Genomic DNA, 23,228 nt, shown 5'->3' with positions numbered 1-23,228 from the left:
ACCGACTCCACGAAGGAATCCTTCCAGGGCGAGGTGCTCAAGCGCCGTAAAATATGGGATGAAGGTGGCAAGGCCGGTCATGAGACGGCATTGACCAGGTTCTCCCAGCACCGGGGAGAGCTGCAGGTCCGCCTGGCCGAGCTGGCCGAGGATCCAACAGGTGCCCATGACGCATACAAACTGCTGCGGACCGCGCTCGGATTCAACGGCGTCGTCTCGGCAATCACCGCACAGCGCAGCGGCACGGAGACCGTGGTTCCGTTTGTTTGGAACGGGGCCGGGGGAGAGATCCTGCTCCTTGAATCCGCGCCTGCGGATTCGATCGAGGACTTCCTGGGCGCTAGCAAGCCGCTCGGACGTGTCGTCGCCGACGGCAAGGAAGATACCGAACGGACGACTGCAAAGCTCATCTCCGAGCTCTACCTCGCCGACACGCCGCCAAAGTACATCGTTGCCATGGCCGGGAAGTGGCTGGTGCTCACCGAACAAGAACGCTGGGCAGAAGGACGGTACCTTGCAGCCGATGTGTTGTTGGTGGCGGACCGCAACGACGGGAAGAAGGGCCAAGAGATTGACCGCTTCCTGGCAGCCCTCGGCCGAGACGCGCTAATGCCCTCCCCTGACGGGACCATCTGGTGGGATGAAATTCTCGAGAGCTCCGTGAAGCACACGGTGGGTGTGTCAAAGGACCTGCGCGAAGGCATTCGCCGCTCCATTGAAATCATCGCCAACGATGTCCTCGCCCGACGTGCCCTAACAGATACCCAGCTCGAAGCAATCGACGGTCAAATGCTAGCGCGCCAGTCGCTGCGCTTCCTCTACCGCATCCTGTTCCTGCTCTACGCGGAGGCTTCGCCCGAGCTTGGAGTGCTGCCGGTGGGAGCCGGCGAATACAACGAGGGCTATGGCCTTGACCGACTGCGAGAACTGACGCTGGTTGAGATCCATGAGGACAGTTCGCTGCGCGGAACGCACATTTTCGAGTCCCTGAACGGTCTGTTTGAGCTCGTGGATAGCGGACACGACCCCGTTGCCGGTCTGGATGAGGGAACAGATACATCTGCCAATGAAGGACTGAGATTCGATGCGCTAAAGGCCGACCTCTTCGACCCAAAGGCCACATCGCTGATCAATGAGACCAAGCTCAGCAACTCGGAACTTCAGAGCGTGCTGCAGTACCTGCTGCTGAGCAAGGAATCACGGGGCAAAGACCGTGGCTTCATCTCCTACGCGGAGCTGGGTATCAACCAGCTGGGCGCCGTGTACGAGGGACTGATGTCCTACACGGGCTTCATCGCCGAAGCTGACCTGCATGAGGTCGCCAAGGATGGTGATGCTTCTAAGGGGTCATGGGTGGTCCCCACCGATCGGTCCGAATCGATCGAGTCCAAGCATTTCATCAAGGAACGAAATGAACGTACCGGTGAGCTTGAAACCGTCGTGCACCCGAAGGGCTCGTTCGTTTTCCGCCTCGCTGGCCGCGAACGTCAGCAGTCCGCGTCCTACTACACTCCCGAGGTCCTTACGACGTTCGTCGTGTCCCAGGCCATTGAGGAACTCTTGGACCAAAATGGAACGCCGACGTCGGCTGATGATATTCTGAAGCTCACCGTTTGTGAGCCTGCACTTGGATCCGGCGCGTTCGCGATCGAAGCGGTGCGTCAGCTTGCCGGGGAATACCTGAAGCGCAAGCAGGATGAGATAGATGTCAAGATCCCTGCCGACGAATACCCACAGGAACTTCAAAAGGTCAAGGCGCAGATCGCCTTGCACCAAGTGCACGGTGTCGACCTCAACTCGACGGCGGTTGAACTTGCAGAAGTCTCGCTGTGGCTCGACACCATGGCGAAAGACCTGCAGGCGCCGTGGTTTGGACTTCGACTTCGCCGTGGCAATTCACTCATTGGTGCCCGCCGGGCGACTTATTCGGTGGACGCGGTGAGGTCAAAAAGCCACCTCACCGATGAACCTCAAGCTAATCCGCTCAAGGGGCTTGTTGAAGCGCTTGAAAACGATTCTGTAGATTCTTCTGTCGACGGACGGATTCACCACTTCTTGCTACCGGGTGAGGGGTGGGGCGCTGCGTCCGATGCCAAAGAGGTCAAGGATCTCGCTGCTGAGGAGCAGAAAGCTCTCAAAACGTGGGCCAAGAGCACACGCGTGGCGCTGAAGAAGCCGCAGATCGAGCGGCTAAAGTCGCTGTCTGAGCGTGTTGAGGTGCTGTGGAAAGTCGCGCTTCGTCGACTTCAGATAGCTGAATCGCAGGCGAAACGATTCGTGGACTACTGGCCACACGAGCGCGCTGAGGAATCAACAACTGTCACGCGTGCCGAGATCGAGTCTGCGTTGAGCGATCCGAACGGCGCCTATCAGCGGCTCAAACGGGTCATGAATGCATGGAATGCACTGTGGTTCTGGCCGCTGACAGAAAGCGTCGTTGAACCACCCTGCATGGACGAATGGATCGATGCGCTCGAAGCCATCCTAGGTAAACCGATCGCGGAGTCGGCCAAGGGACCACGCAAGTTTGGTCAGAGTGCGGGGCAGACGAGCGTACTTTCTGCAGCTGGATGGAACGACTTGGCAATGTTTGAAGTCTACGATTTCCCGCTGGCCGGTATGAAGGACTCGGAAGAACTCGTCGAGTCCTTCCCATGGCTTGTTGTGTGCGATCGAATTGCCGAAGAACAGGGGTTCTTCCACTGGGAATTAGAGTTCGCTTCGGTGTTTGGCCGCGGTGGCTTTGATCTGCAGGTCGGTAATCCGCCGTGGGTTCGTCCGCGTTCTGATGAAGCCGCACTGCTGGCTGAGCACGATGCCTGGTGGCAGCTGGTGGAGAAGCCAACCCAGGCCGTCATCCGAAAGAAGCGCGAAGAGACTCTCGCGCTGCCAGGTGCCAAACGAGACTATATCGATGCCGCCGTGCCCACACCTGTCCTCGCCGAATTCCTGGGCGCGGCCTCGCAGTATCCCGTATTGTCAGGATTGCAGCCCGACCTGTATCGGTCATTCATGGCGAGAACATGGATGAGCGCTTCACCGGATGGCGTGGTTGCACTGATCCATCCGGAATCGCACTTTACGGAGAAGAAGGCCCATAATCTGCGGGCCGCAACATATCGCAGGCTGCGCCGTCACTGGCAGTTCCGCAATGCAATGCTACTTTTTGAGGTCCACGACAGTGTTTATTACGGTGTCCATGTTTATGGAGCGAGTCGGGAGAATCCGCATTTTCAGATGGCAGCATCGCTGTATCACCCGGATACGGTCGCGCGGTCGTTGGCCCATGAGGGCGGAACTGAAGTCCCAGGCCTGAAGACAGCTGAGGGTAAGTGGGATACCCGCCCGCATCCCGAACGAATCGTCAACGTCGACCTTGACGTCCTGAAGGTATGGGCCGACATCCTCGACGAGCCGGGGACATCGCCATTGCAGGCACGCATGGTCTATCCGGTCAATCGGGCCAGCATGAACGTACTGGAGAAGCTCAGCAAGGCACCACGCGTGCGCGAGCTGGGCCTTCAATACTCCCGGGGGTGGGACGAATCAATTGACCGTAAGAAGGGATACTTCGAAGTCGGGTCCAAGATTAATAACTCGTGGGACGACGTGATCCTTCAGGGTCCACACTTCACCGTAGCGAACCCGTTTTATAAAGAGCCGAATCCGACGATGAAAAGCAACCAGGACTACATCGAGGTTGACTTGGAAGCGCTCCCCGAGGATTTCATTCCGCGTACCAGCTACCAGCCGGTGCGTGATGGCAGCGTGAACTACGATCGTGACTATACGACCTGGGAGTTCGAGGGGGAAAAAAGGTCGGCTCGGGACCACTTCCGAATTAGTTGGCGTCTTATGGCAGCAACTTCAAATGTTCGTACGTTCTATCCGAGCATAGTGCCGCCTGGCACCGCTCACGTAAATGGTGTCATTTCAGGATATGGGACTGTCTTTGATAACAGTGCAACTATGCTGGAATGTGCCGGGCTTTTGGGATCGATAGTGGTGGACTTCTTGGCGAAAGCTGGTTCATTGGGTCACTTCTACGGCTCAGTTGTGGATGGTCTGCCTATTAAGCTCGGAGGTTTGCTTCAGCAACAGATCGTTAGCAGAACCGCCGCTCTTATTTGTTTGACGGACGCTTATGCGCATATCTGGAACGGTTCCATGGACAAGCCTTGGCGGCCGGAAATGGCTGTTCGTGTAGCTGCGCAACGTCGTCATCTGCAAGTTGAACTTGACGCTCTGGCGGCGATAACGCTCGAATTGACAGTCGACGAGCTCTGCACGATTTATCGCACCCAGTTCCCAGTGTTGCGTGGGTATGAACAAAATGATCTCTACGACGCCAACGGGCGCAAAGTGCCGGGCGAGATCAACAAGCTTTATCGACAGCGCGGAGAGAGTCTTAGCGTCGAAGAACGTAGCTGGGCCCACCCGCATAGCGGCGTCGAATACGTCTTTGAGTTCCCATTCCGAGGTTTTGATCGGGAAGAAGACATGCGAACGGCCTATGCGCACTTCGAACAGCTACTTGCAGAGAAGCAGATCGAGGAGCTCGTGAAGTGACCGAACTTCTGCCCACCTTCCAGGCTGCGGATCTGCGCCGTGGACTGTCAGACTATCTGGCAACCACGTTTGCGTTGACGGACGGCACAGCCCAGTCTGCGATCAAGGGCTTCCTGGGACATCCCGAGGACGGCTTATTCAAGGGACCCTATATTCGGTTGCGTCTGCCGTTCGAGCCGGCTCAAGTTGGATGGCGCGATTGCCTTGATTGGTACCAGGGATATGATCCCTATGGACATCAAGCGCGGGCCTTCGAACGGCTAAGCAGTAAGAGCTCGGAGGCAGGCGCTCGCCGTCCGCAGCCGACTTTGGTCACCACCGGGACCGGCTCGGGAAAGACCGAAGCATTCCTGTACCCGATCCTTGACCATGTCTTGCGTGCCAAGAAAGACGGCGTCACGGGAACCAAAGCGCTGATTCTGTACCCCATGAATGCGCTGGCGAATGACCAAGCAAACCGTCTGGCAGCGCTGTTGACGACTCACCCAGAGCTCTCGGGTATTACTGCAGGCATCTACACCGGCCAAATGGATTCAACACGGACCAGGGTGTCCGCGGACGGGCTGATCAACGACCGTGATGTGTTCCGTGAGGATCCGCCTGACATCCTGCTGACCAACTACAAGATGCTGGACATGCTCTTGTTGCGCCACCAGGACGCACCTATTTGGCAAAAATCCGCTACGAGCCTTCAATACGTGGTCCTGGACGAATTCCACACATACGACGGCGCCCAAGGCACCGATGTTGCGATGCTGCTGCGCCGACTCGGAATCACGCTCAAGAGCCACTGGCCACAGAATCTCGATGGCCATCGCTGCTTGACGGAATCCGATCTCCAACGCCCGCTGGGAATGATTACTCCCGTGGCAACTTCGGCCACTCTTGGTAGCAAGGGCGATCCTGAGGCAATGCTTCGTTTCGCCGAAACCGTGTTTGGTGAAACGTTCGACGACGCGGCTGTGATTACTGAATCCAGGATGGATGTCGCTACGTGGAGTTCGCTGGCAAACGTATCGGCGTCACCACGAACCCTGCGTGAGATCAACCAAAACCTTCTCGAACGCGTTCACGAAATTGCTGAGCTCATCGAAGCCACCGGGGATCTGCACTCGGCGCTGCCTACCATCGTCGGGCATCTATTCGCGACGGAACCAACCAACCTGCTCGATGGGCTGCGCCAGCACCCACTGATCTTGGCGCTTCTTGAGCATGCGAGCCAAGCCATCAGTCTCCCAGATCTGGCAGAGAAGGTCTTCCCCTCTCGCGCGCTGGCGCAGGGGACACGCCCCGAAGATGCCCAGGAATTTATCTCCCACGTCCTGGCCCATATCAGCCACGTGCGGACCGAGGAGGGGCGCATAGCCCCAACCGTGGAAACCCATCTGTGGATCCGAGAAATGTCGCGCGTCGATGCGGCAGTGGACCCGGCACCACGCTTCCGTTGGTCGGATGACGGTGTGGACCAGTCCGAAGATAGATTCTTCCCAGCCCTGTACTGTCGCCACTGCGGCCGAAACGGATGGGCGGTACTGCTGGCACCCACCGGAACCGATCTGGATCTGGATGACGCCAAGATCCGAACCGCTCGTCTGTCCAACAATGGCAGGTTCCGGGCCCTGATCTCAGCCGCCAACGAGGCGGACATGATCGAATACGGCAAGGAAGGCTCGGAAGCTGTTCAGGGACTGCGTTGGCTACATACCGTCAACCGCACCCTCTTGAAAGAGACACCTGCAGAGGATAATCCTGATCTCAGTGAGGGCCGGATCATGCCCGTGCTTATGCTCGACGGGCCAGACGCCGACGATTTGTCGATGCAAGACACATGTCCGTCTTGTTTGAATAAGGACGGCATTGCGTTCATCGGTAGCGCCGTGGCGACCATGCTTTCGGTCACTATTTCCAATCTCTTTGGGGCCGAAGCACTGGCAGACGGTGAGAAGAAGGCGCTGGTCTTCACAGACAGCGTCCAGGACGCTGCCCACCGCGCTGGATTCGTCCAGTCCCGTTCCCACACCATGACTTTGCGCACCGCTCTGCGCCGAGCCCTGGGCGACGGACCTGCGACGCTGGCAGAACTCGTAGACAGCGCAATTTCCAGTGCGGTGACACCAACTGATCGCTACCAAATCATTGCGCCTGAGTTTGTGGACCGCGATCTCTTCCGTCCTTTCTGGGATCCCCAGGCCAAGCCGGCTGCGCAGCTACCTGCCCGCCGCGCAGCCAAGAAGAGATTGCTCTTCGACGCATCACTGGAATTCGGCCTGCAATCACGCACCGGACGCACTCTGGAACTGACCGGCAGCGTGGTCGTGGAAACAGACGCCGGGAGTGCTGCACGCATCACCGCACTCGCCCGTCGTGCTTATGAATCCACCGCCCACCAGGTTGCACTCGACTACACGCCACCCACCGACGCGGAGCTCATCCATTGGGTCCGCGGCACACTGGAGCGTATCCGCATCCGCGGAGGAATCGCGCACCGGTGGCTGGCCAGGTACATCGCCACCGATGGAAAACGCTTTCAGATCTGGGGAGGCCGCCCTAAACACGAGGGCATGCCCGCTTTCCCGTCCGGACGGCCCGCCCCGGCTTTCCCACGCATGGGTAAGGCCGAAGCAGCGACCGAAAACCTGGACCCGGTAACCTCATCCGCCAGCTGGTACGCACGCTGGACCGAACGGTGCCTGCACGCCAGCCGCGCCGACAGCGGCTACATGGCCAAGGCCTTGATCCTGGCCCTGGCGGAAGACGGCGTGCTCGGCAGCTCGACTACGGATTCGGGTGCCGCCGCTTACTGGTTGGACCCGGAGAAGATCGTATTGAGCTCACCCGGCACTGCCGCCCTCGCCACGGGAAAGCACCTGCTGGCATGCAACACCTGCAAGGCGATCACGCCCGGCAGCGCTGCGGTCATCGACCAACTTGATGGTGCACCCTGCCTTCTCGTTCGCTGCTCCGGGACTCTGGCACGCAAGAACGGCGAGGTTCGCAACTACTACCGCGACCTCTATGCCTCGACGGACAGCAAACGCGTTGTTGCCCGGGAACACACCTCCCTATTGGATGACACGAAGCGGCTGCAGTACGAGCGAGAGTTCCGTGATGGCGCCGAGAATCCGGACGCTCCCAACGTCCTGGTGGCCACCCCCACCTTGGAGATGGGTATCGATATCGGTGACCTTTCCTGCGTCATGCTTGCCTCCCTACCGACGTCAGTTTCTTCCTATCTGCAGCGTGTCGGCCGTGCCGGTCGTCTGACCGGTAATTCGCTGGTCTTGGCATTTGTTCGCGGGCGCGGCGAGCACCTGCCGAAGCTGCACGATCCGCTTTCGGTCATCAATGGGGAAGTCCGCCCGCCTGCGACGTTCCTTGATGCCGAGGAGATCCTACAGCGACAATACGTGGCACACCTCGTGGACCGGTTTGCTCGGCGCAGCGACCGCCCGCACCCCAAAGATGCCATCCAGGCACTCGGCAAGGTTGATCCTGGCACTTTCATCGGGGACCTGATCGAGGACGCTACCGAAAATTCGAGCGTGTACCTTGCGGAGTTCTTCACCCAATTCTCCGGGCACCTCGCCCAGGAAAGCCTGGACCTACTCACCGGGTGGGCCACGGAACGAACCGACGGGGAACCTAGCGGGCTTTCACGCCACCTGATCCGGGCCTCGGGACTGTGGGTCGCGGACGTCGCTGAGTTGGTGGAACGCCGTAAGCAGATCGAGGCGGCACTGCCTGAACTAGAGGCAGCAATTGCCCGGACCCAGCAACTGGGAGACGACGAACGCGACGATCTCCAGGCATTGCGCACCGCCAAGGCGACGCTGGGCATGATCGGAGGACAGCTCAAGGAACTGCGCGGAGGCTACTGGATTTCCGTTCTCGAGGCCTACGGCATCTTGCCCAACTACACCCTGCTGGATGACACCGTCACCCTGGACGTCGGCCTCTCCTGGAAGGACGCTGACACCAATGAATTCCAGACCGATTCGCTAAGCTACAGCCGCGGGGCGTCCATTGCCCTGTCCGAGCTGGCGCCCGGCGCCACCTTCTATGCCCAAGGCATGGAAGTCTTGATCGACGCGGTGGACCTGGGTCCGCAGAACAGCCACATCGAGAAGTGGCAGCTGTGCCCAAATTGTGGCTGGGCCAAAACCGACGTGGCAACCAGCGCATCCGCTTCCACTTGCCTGCGCTGCGGCAGCGCAGGGATTGCGGACATGAGCCAGGTCCTGGACGTGGTGGTCATGAAGAAGGTCTCCGCCGAGGTCAGGCGCGATGAGGCTGCCATTGGCGACCGCCGGGAAAACCGTATCCGCGAACGCTTCAACATCCTGGCCGCAGCGGACATCGACCCACAACACATTCAGCGGACCTGGTTCCTCGAAGGCTACGATTTTGGTGCCGAATACCTCAACCGTGTCGATATCCGCTGGATCAATGCGGGCAAGTCGGTGGCGTCCGGTGGCACCCGGACCATTGCCGGTGAGGAAATCAAGGCTCCCTTGTTCAGGCTTTGCTCTCACTGCGGGCAGCTGGATCAATCAGCCAAGGAAAACAAACCCACCGAACACCGTTTCTGGTGCAAGTACCGCAAGGCCGAGCAGGAAAGTGTCCAAGAAGTTGCCCTGGCCAGGACACTGGGGACCCAGGGAGTGGTGCTGCACCTGCCGCTGGATGCCACGTTGGGAGATGACTTCTCTGTCCCGAGCCTGCAGGCTTCGATCCTTCTCGGCCTTCAAAAAGTGATCGGCGGTGCGCCGGACCATCTTGACGTCATCCGCATTAGTGACCCGTCGTTCGACGGCGGCCGGCTCGCCCTATTGCTACACGACAAGGTGCCCGGCGGCACCGGATATTTGGCGCGCTTTGGCGACCCGTACCGCGTCTGGGAACTTCTCGAAGCGGCCTGGCAAACAGTGGCCAATTGCTCTTGCCAGCACGAGGAAAGGCTGGCATGTCACAACTGCCTGCTACCGTTCGCCGATCCCTGGAACGTCGACAGGATTGCCCGGGCCACGGCGGAGCGCCTGCTGGGCAGGATCCTGCGTGCAGGCAAACAAGCTGTTGAAGGTGGCACGCTGCCTTCCTACGCTGTGGATTGGACGGTCACGGAGGATGCACCTGTCCACATCACCAACATTGAGTCGCTTTTGGAGCAGCGGTTCCGTCAGGCGTTCGTGAAGCGGCTCAAGGACTCCGGTGCGTTCCACAAGATCATCCCGGGGGCCGGGGCTGACACCATCAACTTCCGCATCCCCGGCCAGCCCTTTACTTGGCAGCTGCTCCCGCAGGTGGACCTGCACGGTACCCGGCCCGATTTCTTGCTCAAGGCACCGGACCCGAACATCCCGGACCTAGCGATCTACACGGACGGATACCAATTCCATGCCTCGCCGGAGCACAACCGGCTGGCCGACGATGCCCGCAAGCGCGACATTCTGCGTGCGCACGGAGTCATTCCGTGGGCAGTGACGTGGCAGGACGTTGAAGCATTCAGCTCCCCGGATTCGGTCAGCGCGCCGCCAGCCTGGGCAAATGCCCAGCTGAACATGAAGCTCCAGGCGAAGTTTTCACCCTCAGCTTCCCTCATGGCATTGCTCGGGCGCGACGCGATGACTCAACTGTGGCACTGGATCCATGAGCCGGATTCATACGCATGGGGGAAGTTCTCCGAGCTCGTACCGTTCATGCTGCGCACGACAGCCGGAGGGAACACCGATCCGGACGCCGTACCGCACTTGGCGCAGGAGCTGGCTCGAGGTGGTTCTCCAACCCTTCCGGCCGGTGCCGCCGTCTTCTGGACCAGGCAACTGGGCAGTGTGGCATTCGCTTGTGCGGCACCGGGCCAGTCGCCATCAACCTTCTCGGTGGGATTGAGCCTTGATGACCGAACCGAGACCGTGGAACGCGACAGCTTCGATGAGTCGTGGCGCGAGTGGCTCCGTCTGTCCAACCTCATGGCCTTCAAAACCATCGGTCTGTCGATTTCCACCGTTGGGTTGGAGATCGCGGAGAGCTCGATCGACGAAGCATCAACCCGCAAGGGACACGTGGATCTTCCATCAGGGTGGGAGGGACTGTTGGAGGAAGCCCTGGAGGACGAACGCGTGCTGCTCGTTGCGCTGGCGAACGCCGGGGTCGACACTCCACCGGACCTCGGCCTGGAATCAGTATCTGGGTATGTTTTGTCGCTGGCATGGCTGGATCGAAAGATTGGTGTGCTTCTGGATGACGATTCCGATGCACGCGAATCCCTGGAAGCCGAGGGGTGGACCATCATTGGTCCGGACGTTGCTGCCATCTTGCGAACTCTCGGAACCAAAAAAAACGATCCAGGCAGTGAGACAGACATTCTGCTCCCGGCCGGCTGGAAAGCTCTGCTGGTCGATGCCCTGGATGATGAACGTGACCTGATGCTGGAGCTTGCCGCGGCAGGGCTGGACCCCATGCCTGTCATGGGGATCGAGATCGGCGACGGGTATCCAATGCTCTTGGCCTGGCCAGAATCGAAAATGGCCGTGGCCTATGACGGCGACGAAGATCACGGCGATCTAGTGTCGGCGGGATGGACCATAGTGGGACCAAAGGCACAACAAATTCTTGACATGGTGAATGGGAAAGGACGATAGCAATGCCTGGAATAGTCTTCGCAAAAACTAAGGACAAGCTCGACAACTCGGTGAAATCGTTGGTCATGAACTTCCTTGAGAAGCTTCAGTCTGACGATACAACCCACGGGCTAAACATCGAGCCACTTAAGAACGTCTCGGACCCTCGAGTGCGCACCGGCCGTGTTAATGACATGTGGCGTGCCGTTTTGTTCAAGTTGAACACCGCTTCGGCCCCGACTTACGTCTATTACGGAACGTGGCCACACGACAAGGCCATAGACATTGCACAGCGCAGTGTGCTGCAGATGAACCCCGTCTTCGGTATTCCGGAAATCATCGAACAAACGATGCCGGAGAACGAGGAAGAGCGAGTCGAGTCGCAGGGGATCGCAAAGGAACCCTTTGCCGAACCGAGCGTTCCACGCACCGAACTTACCTGGACTAACGGACTGGCGGAACACGGGTACAAGCTCGATTTCCTGATCGAGTCCGCTGGCCTTGACCCGATCATTGCTCGTAAGGCGCTCTTGGCTCCAACGGCACAAGCCTTCCACAAGGTCACCGACAAGGCGCCGGATTGGCAAGGGCTGCTGATCCTCGACTTGGCTTCGGGCAAGAGCTTGGATGAGAGCAAAGAAGACCTGGGCCTGATCGACCAGCGGACACTTCCAGAGGAACTGGAGCAGGACAAGCACGAAGATGACGTGATCGCCGACGGCTTCGGTAAGGACGCCGCGAAACTGCAGTTTGCATTTATTGGAGACACACCGGACGCTCTGCGCGATGTCATCGAAGGTGGCAGTGCCGATGCCTGGCGCACCTTCCTTCACCCCGAGCAACGCCGCTATGCCGACGGTTCCTGGAACGGTCCGTTCAGGCTCTCCGGTGGAGCGGGAACGGGAAAAACCGTGGTGATCCTACACCGAGCCAAGACTCTGGCTGAGCGCAACCCGGCAGCTCGAATCATTGTTACGACCTTCACCCGCACTTTGGCTACCTCTCTTAACCAGAGCCTGCGCAAGCTCGATTCGAACCTTCAGCTGGCACAGACAGCTGGAACTCAGGGGACATTCACCTGCGGTGTTGACTCCTTGGTCTCGCAGGTCTTTAACTCTGCGACACCGGATGAACGTAAAGCAGCGCTGAAGGAAGTCTTTGGGGAAGCGCACGCATCTTCCAACTTCCGACCCAGCGGAGTGACTGCACAACAGTGGAAGGACGCGCTGGAAAGCACGGACCATGGACTGGACCCGGAACTGGCCAACCCCACATTCCTGGAACAAGAATACATATCCGTGGTCTTGGCGAATTTCGTTGCCTCACGGGATGCCTACGTCAAGGTGCCACGGGTGGGCCGCGGCACTGCCTTGACGCGTCCCAAGCGGCTTGGTGTCTGGAAGATTTTCGAGGCATTCCGGCAGGAACAACGCGTAGCAGGAAACATCTCGTTCCCCGAGTTGGCTGCCGTTTCCGCTGTGCTGCTGCGTCACCGCACCGATGCCGGAAAGCCTGCAATCGCCGACCACGTGCTCATTGATGAGGCACAAGATCTGCACGCGGCCCATTGGCTGTTCTTGCGAGCTCTGGCCGCCCCAGGACAAAACGACTTGTTCATTGCGGAAGATTCGCATCAGCGCATTTATGGACAAAAAGTTCCACTGTCCAGGTACGGAATTGCCATCGTGGGGCGATCACGCCGCCTGTCACTGAATTACCGCACCACCGCCCAGAATCTTGCCTATGCTGTCCGCCTCCTCAAGGGCGCCGAAATCGAAGACTTCGAAGGTACACCGGAAGAAGTCAACGGCTATCACTCGGCACGCAGCGGTCCGAACCCGTCTGAAGCCGGCGCCGCATCTCTTGCAGATGAACTGGACGACGTCCAGAAACACATCACGAAGTGGTTGGACCAAGATGTGCAGGGGAACATGATCGGTATTATCGCGCGCACCAAGTACCAGTTGCAGAAACTCCAATCCGGGATGGCCGAACGCAAGGTCGAAGTCAGGGATGTGGACCACCCCGGAGACGGCACCAAACCGTTATACATGACGATGCACCGCGCAAAGGGAATGGAATTCTTCAAGGTCATACTCTTCGGAGTTAATGAGGGCGCGGTTCCATTGTCATTGGCGACCGATGGTCTGGCCGAAGCCGAGAAGAATGACGCACTGCTTCGTGAGCGTTCTTTGCTATATGTGGCAGCCACTCGAGCACGTGACGAACTGGTGGTTAGCTGGAGCGGGAACCCCTCAGGGTTGTTGCCCGCGGCTTCCGGCAAAGTGTCGGCCAGTTGACGTAGCCTGGCCAAATAATTGAAAAACGATTCAAGGGGGAATTGAAAATGGGGGAAACCGGCTTCGGTCTGATGACTGGGGGTGTTCTGACTAGTGGTGTGGCAGCCAGCTATTCGGAATGGAATGAAGCGCTGAGCGCGGCATTTTTCAACGCGGACCGGGCCGGCCAACTTGTTTATTTGGACCACGATGATCGGGGTTTCGCGAGTGCCTGTGAGGCACTCGGTCTGCAACCAAATGCTGAGGCTGTGGAGTCCTTGGCCGCAGCCGTCAGATCGAAGTTATGTTGGAGAGAAAGTCATCGGGCAAGTTTTGCCGAATTCGACATGATGACCAAACGGTGGGTTTTTGGTCGTCGGGCGGCGGTAAAGGCCAAACGTGAAGTTTTGGCGCCTCCCAATATTGCTCTGCTGATGTTGCTGTCCATTGCAGCCGAGAGCATGGGCGCCCTTAGCGCCAAGGGAGAGCAACATGCCGGGAGTTACTACACCCAGCTGGAAAGAATCCTCCGAATCCCAGCTGGCGAGGGTCCTAGGCTGCGAATCTCATTCATGGAATCGAGCGAAGCCTACTGGGAGGCACTGAGCGTATGGCTTGAAGATAACGTTGGAGACCGGGGACTCCCAAGTGCCTATGCGTTAATGCACCGATACGTTGGCCTACCGATCTCACAGGCGCTGATTCGAGACACTGAACGTCGAAACCTTGAGAAGTTCTTCGACGAGCAAGGATTCGTGTCCGGTGCTGCCGTTTCCCATGCTGAAATGCATGCGTCTCTTGATATCTGGCTTCATGCGTCAGGAGGTAGCGCCAATCAAGCGCTTCGTAAGATATGGGCAGTCTCGGGAAACCAAGACCGTGTGACTGAACTGGCGTTGGCAGAGTTCTCCGCATGGGATGGCCCAGTAGGGCGGGCTAGTGGGGGTCGCACAAGCAATAGAGGTACCCGTTGCCTGTTGACATGGCGTTCGGAACGTAAGTTCCTGACATCGATATCTAAGTTCGGGCTCGTTGTCATGCAAGGTATCCAAAATGGAGGCTCGGGAACTGTTGAAGCCGAAGATGGGTCTCAACTTGAAGTAAGTTTTCGTCCGGCGGGGAACAACACGTTTGGAGTGAGTTTCGGGGACCACGAGGTTGATCCCCAATCAATGGTTGGCGCGGAAATCAGGATTACGACGTCGGATAAACAGGTGCTCCGGCGTGTACCCAGAAACGTTGCGATTTTTGCACATGACTCCATGACCGCGTCATATGTTGAAGTGGACCGAGCGCTGGCCGGAACAGAGACTCGAATCTTGGTCAAGGACACCCATGCTTTGGCATCGAGTGTGGAACGTATTCTCGATGATGCAGCACAACCGGGATTCTCCAAGATTGTTGGCGGATTCAAGGACGGGATCCCACCGGGTTGGATTGCTTATGTGGACGTGACGTTCCTTCGGTCGCCGGCAGATGAGCTATTAATCAGCCCCGAACTCTCGGCATTCCAACCTCGAATGACAACTCAAATGTCGCTTCAAGGGGGGTTGCGCCTGCCCGGTAGGACGCGTCGTTGGAGCGCCTACGCGCCGTTAACCCTCGTGATTACGACGGACGACAACTCGAAAGTTGATCTTTTCCGCGTCGATCGCAACCCTGACTCGCTACGCGCCACCGAGGTGTTGGTTCAAAGCGACCTTCAACCGCCAGTGGAACTCCGCGTGGATGACTTGCGGAATGGCCAAACGGACTTCACGCTGTCGTTGCGACGCAAGCTATCAACGCTGCAAAACTTGTCGATCAAGTTGCGAGGTGCCGACGAGGGTGAACCGAACACGATAGCGGAACCACGAGCACTTGCTCATGCGGTCGGTGAACCCCTGTGGCCGTTGAAAAGCATTGAACACAGCGACATCGCAATTGGTTGGATTGCGGGGACAACAGTTGATGTCGAGCCCTTCGACGACGATTCGAATAGCGCCCCGATTCCTATCCGAGTTCAGTGGTCTGGTCCCAACAGAGTTGCACAGTCCCGAAAAAAGCTTCGGCTCCCCGGTCCTGCCGAAAATTCTTGCATCATTACCGGCGCACATGTATTCGTATTCCCCAGCTTTGACGGAAAGTACCCTAAAACCGCGTGGATGTATGGGGAGTGCCGTGGATGCGGAATGAGTAAGCGGCAACCAACCAGAATCAAGAACGCCCAGAAACACGAACTTCAAGTTGCCGTTTCCCCGCAACGCGCGGCGCTTCCGCAGCCGGTCGTAAAAGCCACAGGTCCGGACCTCAGCGCATTCCTAGACGCCTTGATTTATTTGGGATGCGGTACGAGACGGGACTTTTCAGTATTGGCCCGTCAGCTTGAAGATTCGGCACTTTTTGAACGTCAATTGCTGATGTCACTCGAATCCATTGCATTCTTGGAAGTGGAGCGCGATGGGAATCTCGATGTGGTGGCATGGGAATCGGTATACCAAGGTATCGCGGGTCTGGACAACGGTGACTGGCTGTTGGCCGGCCCCTGGACCGAATCTGAGAAAGAAGAACTTCGAGAATCAGTAGTAGATGTCGGAGGAAAATTTCGCGTTACGGACGCTGAAACCCGCAGTTTCTCTTTCATCGAAGGAATCGGACCAGAAACCATGCCAATTGTGGCGAAAGCCCACGTCGATTCCGAGGTCATCACGCCTCATGCGGCTCACAAGCTGGCCGCGGCACTGCCTCCGCTTTCCCAGATCGTCGCGGAGCTGCCTCGGGCTCCATTCCCAATGGCTGCAACCTACGAGTATTTCAACGTAGGAAATGCGACCTGGGCAGAAATTGAAATTGCGGGCTTACCGGGCCTATATCGTTTGCCCCGGGTTCACGGTGCTGGATACTACCTTCGAACGGTTGAAGATATTGAATCCGGGACGGGTGCCCGCGTATGGGCCGAGCTTGGTAAGCACCTAGCGGCGAACATTCTTGGTCGCCTCCTGATTGCCTATGACCCGTTGACCAAGAACCTCAGAGTCCCGTTGGGGGCGGAGCTGCCCGGGCTCTACGGTCGAGTAGCAGTAACTGCAGCTGGACAACTGCCCACTGCCGAACCCCATTTCCATTCGATGACCTATGAGGGTTTGAGCCCCGAAACCGTATCCATCCTGAGCCGAAAGCTGACGTCATGACTTCTAAGCCGCACCCCATCAGCGTTTCAAATGATCTGCGGGAGGCTTTCCTCCGGTACTTCAATACGAATTATCGGCTCCGGTCCCCAGGCCTCACGGCAGATCGTGAAGACCTTGTCGGAAAAGAAGGACAGATTTTTCGGGAGCCACTCGTGGAACCCGTGCTTCCTTATCCAGCGGCAGATGACTTCATGGACGTGGCAACCCAGGCAGGCTACTCCGAAGAAGTAGCAAGCATTGTCGGTTCGGCATTCTTCCGGGACTACGTTGTCGACGGACAAAGGCTGGCTTTGCGACGTCACCAAGCCGAATCGATCCTCGTTAACCGAGGCAAGGGTGAGGCCGGCAAACACAATATCGTCGTAACTTCAGGCACCGGCTCAGGAAAGACCGAAGCTCTGTTGCTACCGATCCTACTCAGGCTGGTTGAAGAGTCCGAAGCTTGGTCGAAGCCCGGACCAGTTGAATGCTGGTGGCATGGAAACTCCGCGAAGTACCAGCGAATGCGGGCGGGCGAATCCCGCCCGGCTGCGGTTCGAGCGATGATCCTTTATCCGACTAACGCCCTGGTCGAGGACCAGCTGACTCGCTTGAGGCTCGCGTTCCGTCGAATCGCCTCCGACCGACCTCAAGCGCGCCTGTGGTTTGGTCGATACACCGGGGCGACGCTTGGTGCCAATCGCTTGCCCGCGGCCAAGGACAAATCGATGGTCTCGGCGGTCTGCCAGGAAATCCAGGAGCTTGAACAGGAGTTTGCAAGCCTCCGGGATTCAGCTGAGGTCAAAGAATCGGACCTGGCCTTGTTTACGGATCCAACTAGTAATGAAATGGTCACACGCTGGGACATGGTTCAAGACCCTCCCGACGTCCTTGTCTCAAACTTCTCGATGATTAATGCCATCTTGATGAGAAAGTTCGAGAACCCCATCTTCGAGCAAACCAAAGCGTGGCTGGAATCTTCTCCAGAACACGTCTTTACGCTCGCAGTCGACGAACTCCACTCGTATCGTGGAGCCTCCGGCAGCGAGGTCGCGTTGCTGTTGCGGCGGTTGCTCGACAGGCTGGGCTTAGAGCCGAACAGTCCTCAGCTGCGCATCGTCGCCGCATCGGCCTCGTTGGACGCAAATGAAGCTGGTCTTGAATTCCTTGAAGAGTTCTTCGGTGTCGATGGCTCTACGTTCGCTGTTACGGCTGGCCGACCGAAGGAGCTCGCTGACCGTCCGGCACTGAACCGCGATCAAATTCTGGCGTCCGCCAAACTTGGTACTCTGGCATCCCGTTCTTCGGAACTGTCGGAATCCGTAGCGCGTGCTTGCTATTCTCCTGCGGATGAACGATACCGTGCTCAGTATCTGACGACGGTTGCTGAGCGCCTATTCGAACAAGACGATCCCGGTCTCGAGGGGCTAACGGCTGTCTTCGACGCGATTAGCAACGGTGCCGACACCTCGGTACCGTTGCGAGGACACATTTTCGCCCGTGTTTTATCGGGCCTGTGGGCATGCACCAACAACGGATGCATAGGTGTAGCGACTGAACGCCAGGACGAACAACGGCGGGTGGGGAAGATCTTCGGTCAGCCATTGTCTGTTTGCGACGATTGCGGCTCGCGCGTCTTGGAACTCATCCTGTGCAGCGAGTGTGGTGATGCGAGTGTTGCCGGATACGTGCTGGCGTTGCCGCACCACACTGAGTCTCTGAGCGCAACACCCACGGGTGTTCTCGGCGATGCTCCGGGGCTGGCCACCAGGCGAGAACGTAAGAACTATCGATGGTTCTGGCCGGCGACTGACGAACAACCGGTAGGCGCCGGCAAGACCTGGCAGACGCAGGGGTTCACGGTTTCTTGGACGCCCGCAAGAATGCAAAAGTCTGGCTTGTTGGAAGTCGGAGCAATGGATGGGGTCAATGGCTGGGTCGTACAAGTCTCAGGGGGAACCACGTCAGGTGACGCTCCGGCTATCCCCTCTAAGTGTCCTCACTGCGGCCAGTCAAACCGACAAACTGAGGAATTCAAGCAAGGTCAGGTAAATTCCCCTCTTCAAGGCCACGCCACTTCACCGGCCCAGGCGACGTCAATCTATCTTCGCCAATTGCCTCGTACTCTGGGATCTCGGCCGGAAGACTACCGAACAATTGTCTTCACGGATAACAGGGATTCGGCAGCTCGCACGGCAGCTTCACTGGCAACGCGCCAGTATGGCGATATTTTGGTCCAAATGCTGCGACGGGGGCTTAAGGAAGCCGCTCAGTTGAACATCATTGATCTGTTGACGCGTTTTTCGGCCGACCCCGCTTCCCTCGCGGCGCAGGAACAAGCCCAAGCAAAGCATATCGTTGGCACGAACCCGATGCTCTTGATGGCCGTGATGCTCCACAACATGGGGAATGCGACACCGGATCAAGAAGCCATGATCGAAAAGGCTCGGTCAGAATCCGCGGATGGTATCGGCTGGGGAGACCTGCGGGCTCGAGTCGAGAACCAGATGATTGCGCTTGGGCTGAGTCCAGCCGGTAGCTCAATGGCGGCGCAACATGTTTCAGGTGAACCCTGGTACACGTTCTTCGCTCCGCCCGAGAAAGACCTGTGGATACAAGCCGACGCTGCATCGTCGGCGCAGGCCCAAGACCGATTCCGTAAGATGCTGGATGATGAACTTGCTCGCCAAGTATTTGACTCGGGTCGACGTGACGTTGAATCGACACACTTGGCTTGGTTCCCAGTCGATATCCCCATCGGAAATGTTGGACCGCTACCTTCCGAAGTGGGCTCGCAGATCCTAGCGAGTTGTGTCCGCATGCTCGGGCTGGAGAAGAGATACCAGGGTTCTTGGTCGGGAGACAAGCCGGAAGCCAAAGCCCCTACTGTCATCAAGTCGTATCTGACCAAGGTAGCTACCGTGCATTCGGTGGACCTGGACGCACTTGAAACGTGGGTCTATTCAATCCTGCGTGACACCGGTGTCTCCGATGGTTGGGTACTGCAACTCCATGGTGGAACGAGCAAGGTCCGGTTTGCCATGGCAGGCGGTGAAGCGTGGGTTTGCGTCAAGTGTGGATTCCAGCACCTACACGGGTCGGCAGGTGTTTGTGCGAACAAGGGATGCGAATCGTCGACTCTCGTACGCAAGCCCATTTCTGCAGATGCCCGTGACTACTATGGGTGGCTCGCCGAGCAGGAAGTTCGCCGCATTGCCGTTGCTGAATTGACCGCACAGACGAAGCCAGCCGCCGAGCAGCGACGTCGTCAACGCTGGTTCAAGGGCGTCCAATTGCCGGCGCCCAAAGAGAACCGGCTGACCTGTGAACTTGATGTCCTCAGCGTGACGACGACGATGGAAGTCGGTGTCGACATCGGCTCGCTGAATGCAACGCTCATGGCCAATATGCCACCGCAACGATTCAACTACCAGCAACGTGTGGGTCGAGCAGGTCGCGCGGGCCAGGCGTTCTCCTTCGCCATTACGTCCTGTAGGGACTCGGCGCACGATGAGTATTACTTCAACCACGCCTACCGCATGACAGGAGATATGCCGCCTCAGCCCTTCTTAGATCTTGGGCGAATCCGGATTCTCCAGAGGGTTGTCGCTGCAGAGGCACTCAAGAGGGCGTTTGATTCCCTTGTTGCACGTCCTGAGTGGGGACCCGACAGTCTTCACGGTACTTTCGGGACAGTGGAAGGATGGTCTGCCCGTAGATCTCAAATCGCTGCGTGGCTTGCGTCAAACAACCAGGTCAGCGGGATTGTGCATCGATTGTCTACGCATACGCGGCTCTCTGCGGCCGACGTGGATTCTGTTATTCAGTGGGTACGTGGTGAGGTTGTCAACGAAATCGACAGGATCATTGCGCAGCCAGATATTACGGAACCCGAACTCAGTAAATCGTTAGCACTAGGCGGCTTGCTGCCAATGTTTGGGTTCCCGACGCGGGTCCGAAACCTATACGGGGATAAGTTCCCCACGGCAAAGTCTCTCGAAAGTAAGATCGTGTCAGACCGGCCTTTAAGTATGGCCATTACTAACTATGCACCCGGTGCCGAAGTCGTCCGCGACCGGATGGTCCACGTCGCAGCCGGGTTCGTTAACTACGATCGTCGGGGCGGAAAGATTGTTCCCAGTGACCCACTCGGGAAAGGGCACCAAGTTTCCAGCTGTCCTCAGTGTTCCACAACACTCATCGACAAATCAGAGGTGGAAGTTTGTCCGAGTTGTCGGACGAGCATGGATCTCTTCACGCTCTACGAGCCTCTGGGATTCCGTACTACATACGTGCCTCGTCCGTACCGGATTGATCAGTCGCGTTCGCAGTCCAAGAGCTTGCCGACTTTCGTTTCCACGGGTTCTGAGCCTGAGGGTGAACACGTTGAAAGTGTTGAGCTGAGGCTTTATGAACAGGGAAAGCTCCTTCAGTACAACGATAATCGTGGACGGTTTTTCGATCTGGTCAAAACCGACGAAGACGAGTCAGTGGTAGCGGTTAATTCTGCACTCTATCGCGGAGGGTGGAGGGGAATGCCCACGGGACTTGAACTCGGAAAGAGCGCGATTGGCGAGATTAGAACTACGGACGCACTGACGGTGGATTTCGTCAGATTGGCTACAAATGGTGGCTTTATGCCAACGGCGCCGCACGTGGTGCCTGCAGGTGAGGCTGGCCTGTGGTCAATGGCGGAAGTCTTGCGAACCGCGGCCAAACATGCCCTGGATATCGATCCACAGGAAATGCAAGCGGGACTTCAACACAGAATGGTGGGGTCGGTGGCATCTGCGCGTGTTTTCCTTGCCGACACTCTCGATAACGGAGCCGGCTATGCGGCACAGATTGCCAAGCCGGACGTCTTCGGAAATCTACTGAGGGAAACACGAAAGAACCTTCAGGCAGAATTTGAGGATGCCGAGCACCAGGGCTGCTCAACTTCTTGCCCGGATTGCCTCCGATCTTGGGACAATCAGCGCTTACACGGAGTCTTGGACTGGCGGCTGGCGCTGGACATGTTGGACTTGTCCTCGGGACTCGAATTGAACCTTCAGCGTTGGTTCAGTAGGGACTCAGAAATCCGCGCCATCGCGAAGGGGATTCACGAGGACATTCGAGTTGAACTCGTAGGTCCGGATTCAGCACCCATGCTCCTACTCGACTCCGAAAAGGTAGGCGTACTCATCGGCCACCCATTGTGGTTCCGAGAGAGGGAGACTCCTATGCCGAAACAGCATGAGGCACAGGAAGCAGCGCTTGCGAAGGCTCCAGGCTATCGGGTTTATGAGAGCGATTTTGTGGAATTCGGGCGTCGGGCACTTCCTGTCCTGGATGCTGCGGTCAGCGGGCTTGCTCCGGCGCTGAAGGGACAAATTTAGAGTACTTTGTTCGCCGTGTACTGCTGCTTTCCATCTGGCTGGGATTGTAGGCCAGAGGTTCACAAAGCGGATGGCACTAGTCAATTCCCGAAACGACCACGGTACTCATACGCGAATCCTGAAATGGTGTAACGGAGCCGATTGGAGGGCTCGGAACTAGCAGGGCAATCAAAAAAACAAATCCGAGTCACAGTCGAGACATCAAGGAAAACGTGAAAGGCTATTTGCTGTCGATGATAAACGGCTTGGGAGGTTGCAAATAATGGCTGGACGTCTTTGGACCGTTGAACGCGATAGGCGATTACGTGAAGAAGCCATTGAATGGCTTAAATTTCGCACCGATGACGGAGCAATCCCGCTGACTCGAGCTGAAATTCGGGATTTCAGCTTCGAGGGTGAGCCATTTGCCCTGCAAGCAACCCAGCAAGGAATCCGGAAGCCACGTCAGCTTGAGGCTGCGCTCTCGATCCAAACTGTTTACCGAACTCCTGGGCAATCGAGACCGTATGAAGACACCGTGGGGTCGGACGGATTGATCCGTTACATGTGGCGAGGAGACGACCCCAACCTGCCTGAAAACCGTGCGTTGAAGTCCGCAATGGAGAATGATCTTCCGCTGATCTGGTTTATCGGTGTTGGCATGGACCCAGCCTTGTTCCAAGCTGTGTGCCCGGTGTATTTGATCGATGAGGAGCCTGAGCTCAAGCGATTCGTTATCGTCCCGCACGATGAAGAGGCTTTCTTCCCACGCGAGGCAGGGGCGAGCACTGTCATACAGGAAACCGTCAAACGGTTCCTGACTCGTGAGACAAAGATCCGTTTGCACCAGCCGGTATTTAGATCAACAGTTCTGAGGGCTTACGAAGACAGATGCGCCGTCTGCAACCTTGCGCATAGGGTGCTCTTGGACGCAGCCCATATCGTTCCGGACTCGCATGAGCTCGGCATTGCTTCCGTGGTGAATGGCATGGCCCTGTGCAAAATACACCACGCCGCTTTCGATTCATCCATCCTCGGAATTCGTCCAGATATGGTGGTTCAAATACGGCCCGATCTCTTGGAAGAGATTGATGGACCGATGCTTGAATACGGTTTGAAGGAAAGACACGGGCAGAAACTCATGATGCTGCCGACGAAGAAAATCGAACGACCAAGAGCCGATCTACTTGAAATCGCCTACGAACGGTTCCTCCACGCCAAGCCGGCGTAGCCATTGAACTTCCAGGATTCCGTGAG

Annotated in this window: 6 protein-coding genes; all 6 read left to right on the top strand. The window is 57.6% G+C overall.

Annotated elements, in window-relative coordinates:
• The first annotated feature begins 33 nt into the window (after positions 1-33).
• On the top strand, positions 34-4,569 hold the full coding sequence (locus tag HED64_RS04055) for a DNA methyltransferase (protein WP_342590647.1): 4,536 nt from the start codon (positions 34-36) through the stop codon (positions 4,567-4,569).
• Positions 4,566-11,207, top strand: a complete 6,642-nt coding sequence (locus tag HED64_RS04050) for a DEAD/DEAH box helicase (RefSeq protein ID WP_168150774.1) — start codon at positions 4,566-4,568, stop codon at positions 11,205-11,207. The genes HED64_RS04055 and HED64_RS04050 overlap by 4 nt, the downstream gene beginning before the upstream one ends.
• 2 nt (positions 11,208-11,209) lie before the next feature.
• Positions 11,210-13,486, top strand: a complete 2,277-nt coding sequence (locus HED64_RS04045) for a 3'-5' exonuclease (protein ID WP_168150773.1) — start codon at positions 11,210-11,212, stop codon at positions 13,484-13,486.
• A gap of 47 nt (positions 13,487-13,533) precedes the next feature.
• Entirely contained in the window at positions 13,534-16,635 is a 3,102-nt protein-coding gene (locus HED64_RS04040; RefSeq protein WP_168150772.1) for a hypothetical protein, read from the top strand.
• Positions 16,632-21,992 carry a DEAD/DEAH box helicase gene (locus HED64_RS04035; RefSeq protein ID WP_168150771.1) on the top strand — a complete coding sequence of 1,787 codons (5,361 nt, stop codon included), beginning with the start codon at positions 16,632-16,634 and terminating at the stop codon, positions 21,990-21,992. Before HED64_RS04040 ends, HED64_RS04035 begins: the two co-directional genes overlap by 4 nt.
• Before the next feature lie 262 nt (positions 21,993-22,254).
• Positions 22,255-23,202, top strand: coding sequence for an HNH endonuclease (locus HED64_RS04030; RefSeq protein WP_168150770.1), 948 nt, complete (start codon positions 22,255-22,257; stop codon positions 23,200-23,202).
• Positions 23,203-23,228 lie beyond the last annotated feature (26 nt).

This window comes from Paeniglutamicibacter terrestris, from assembly GCF_012271785.1.
Taxonomy (GTDB): domain Bacteria; phylum Actinomycetota; class Actinomycetes; order Actinomycetales; family Micrococcaceae; genus Paeniglutamicibacter; species Paeniglutamicibacter terrestris.
This window is presented reverse-complemented; position numbering and strand designations above follow the sequence as displayed.